3 protein-coding genes are annotated in these 2,399 nt (G+C 76.8%); 2 read left to right on the top strand and 1 reads right to left on the bottom strand.

Going from position 1 to position 2,399, the window contains the following annotated elements:
* On the top strand, positions 1–159 hold a 159-nt coding region (locus ABZ641_RS33290; RefSeq protein WP_359987943.1), incomplete at its 5' end, for a methylated-DNA--[protein]-cysteine S-methyltransferase.
* Positions 160–256: 97 nt separating this feature from the next.
* Here ABZ641_RS33290 and ABZ641_RS33285 read toward each other — a convergent pair.
* The gene (locus ABZ641_RS33285) at positions 257–808 is read right to left on the bottom strand and encodes a MarR family transcriptional regulator (RefSeq protein WP_344624482.1); all 552 of its coding nucleotides are present in this window, start codon (positions 806–808) and stop codon (positions 257–259) included.
* A gap of 129 nt (positions 809–937) precedes the next feature.
* Here ABZ641_RS33285 and ABZ641_RS33280 point away from each other — a divergent pair.
* The coding region (locus ABZ641_RS33280; protein WP_359987940.1) for an MFS transporter at positions 938–2,399 on the top strand (1,462 nt) is incomplete at its 3' end.

Raw genomic sequence — 2,399 nt, 5'->3', positions numbered from 1 at the left:
GTCCGGGCGGTCGGCGGCGCCGTCGGTGCCAATCCGCTGCTGGTGGTCCGCCCCTGCCACCGGGTCGTCGGTGCGAGCGGTGCCCTCACCGGCTTCGCGGCCGGCGTCGACCGCAAGCGCTGGCTGCTGGACCACGAACGCGGCGCCACGCTCTTCTGAGGCCCGTCCCGCCGCCGAGGAGCCGTCCCGGACCTGCCTGACCTGCCTGACCTGCCTGACCTGCCTGAGCTGCCGGGGCGGGCGGGGGCGGCGGGCCTCAGCTGCGGTCGTCCGGGGCGCCGGTGTCGCCGGCCAGTGTGCGGGCGAGGTGTTCGAGGCCGGGCAGGGCGTTCATCACCGCTTCGCGGTCGGTGGGCGAGAGGCTCTCCAGGGCGTCGGCGAGGCGGCGCTCGTGGGCCCGGCGCCAGTCCAGCAGCTGGGTGCGGCCGGCCTCGGTCAGCGCGATCCGGGCGGTGCGGCGGTCGCCGGGGTCGGCCTGGCGGTCGACGAAGCCCGCCTCCAGCAGCTTGCCGACCAGGCCGCTCACGGTGTTCGGGGCCAGCCGCTGCCGGGCCGCCAGTTCGCCGACCCGCATCGGGGCGGCGGCGAGCGTCTGCAGCAGTTCCACCTGCGCCATCGGCAGCGACTCCCACGGGTAGTCGGTGCGGATGCTGCTGCGCAGGGCCCGGCGCAGCCGGGTGATCACGTCGGTCAGCCGCTGGGCCCGCTCGATCGCCACGGCCTCCTCCAGGGGGGAGGCGGCGGCCGCGTCCCCGGGCGGGGGAGGCGCGGGCGCGGTGGGCGGTACGGGGTGGGACGGCTCCGACATGGCGGACAGCGTATCGGCTCGCCGGTGGCCTCCCGCCCCACCGCTCACGGGCGTACCACGGTGCGGACTCTTCTGTCCACAGACATGGTCTGTTTACGAGTATGTCTGTTGCAGAGGTAGTATGGGGCCGTGCCTGCACCCGCCCACCGAACCCGGCTGGTCGACAGCGTCCTGCTGCTGACCGAGCGGCCGCGGCCGCGCACCGTCGCCGCCTGGCCGCACGCCCACTGGCTCGCGGTCGGCACCGTCTGCCTCGGCGCGTTCCTCGGCCAGCTGACCGCGAGCGTCACCGCCCTGGTCTTCCCGGCCCTGGAGCAGCAATTCGACGCCGGGTTCGCCTCCGTCGAGTGGGTGGCGCTCGCCTACCTGCTGGTGCTCGTCGCCCTGCTGGCCCCCGTCGGCCGGCTCTCCGACACGGTCGGCCGCAAGACGATGTACCTCGGCGGGTTCGCGGTCTTCGCCCTGGCCTCCCTCGCCGCCGGCTTCGCCGGAGGGCTCTGGGTGCTGGTCGCCTGCCGGGCCGTCCAGGCCGTCGGCGGGGCGATGATGCAGGCGAACAGTGTCGCACTGGTCGCCCGCGGGGTCCCGGCCGGGGCCATGCGCACCGCGCTGGGCATCCAGGCCGCCGCACAGGCGCTCGGACTGGCGCTCGGGCCGACCGTCGGCGGGCTGCTGGTCGCGCACGCGTCCTGGCGGTGGGCCTTCTGGATCAACGTCCCGATCGCGGTGCTCGGCCTGCTGGCCGGCTGGTTCCTGCTGCCGCGCAGCCGCCGCGAGCCCGCCCCGGCCCGCCTTGCCGCCTCGGTCCGACTTGCCCCGGCCCGCCCCGCCGAGCCGGCCGGGCCCGGTGGCGGCACCCGCCGCGAGTCGCGCTTCGACCTGCTCGGCCTCGTCCTGTTGGCGGCCGCCTCCTCCTCGCTGCTGCTCGCCCTCTCGACCGCCGCCGGCCTGCCGCTGCCGGGCTGGGCCGTGGTGGTGCTGCTCGCCGCCGCGGGCGCCTTCACGGTCGCGCTCGCCCGCCAGGAGCAGCGGGCGGACACCCCGATCATCGCCCCCGGCCTGGTCAACACCCCCGGCGTCCGGGCCGGCCTGGTGGTCGCACTGATCGGCTACCTGCTGCTGTTCTGCCCCCTGGTGCTCGGGCCGGTGATGCTGGACTCGGCCGGGGTGTCCGCCGGTGCCGCCGGACTGGTGATCACCGCGCTGCCGGCCGCCTTCGCGATCGCCGCCACCGCCGGCGGCGCCCTGCTGCCCCGGCACTGGTCGGACGCCCGGCGCGGCCGCGCCGGCGCCCTGGTCACCACCGCGGGTCTGCTGGTCCTCGCGGTGCTGCCGGTGTCCCCGGTGCTCGCGCCCGTCCCGCTGGCCGTGGCCGGCTTCGGGCTCGGTCTGCTGCTGCCCGCCAACAACACCCTGGTGATGCGGTCGATCCCGGCGGAGAGCTCCGCGGTCGGCGGCGGCATGGTGAACATGGTGCGCAGCCTCGGCACCGCGCTCGGCACGGCCCTGCCGGTGCTCGGCGTCCACCTGGCCGGGGCGGGCGCCGGCGGCCGGGCCGTCCTGCTGCTGCTGGTCGCCGCCGCGCTGGCCG

The organism is Kitasatospora sp. NPDC007106 (genome assembly GCF_040634455.1).
Taxonomy (GTDB): Bacteria; Actinomycetota; Actinomycetes; order Streptomycetales; family Streptomycetaceae; genus Kitasatospora; species Kitasatospora arboriphila.
The sequence above is the reverse complement of the archived record's forward strand: the minus strand, read 5'-3'. Positions and strand labels throughout refer to the sequence as shown.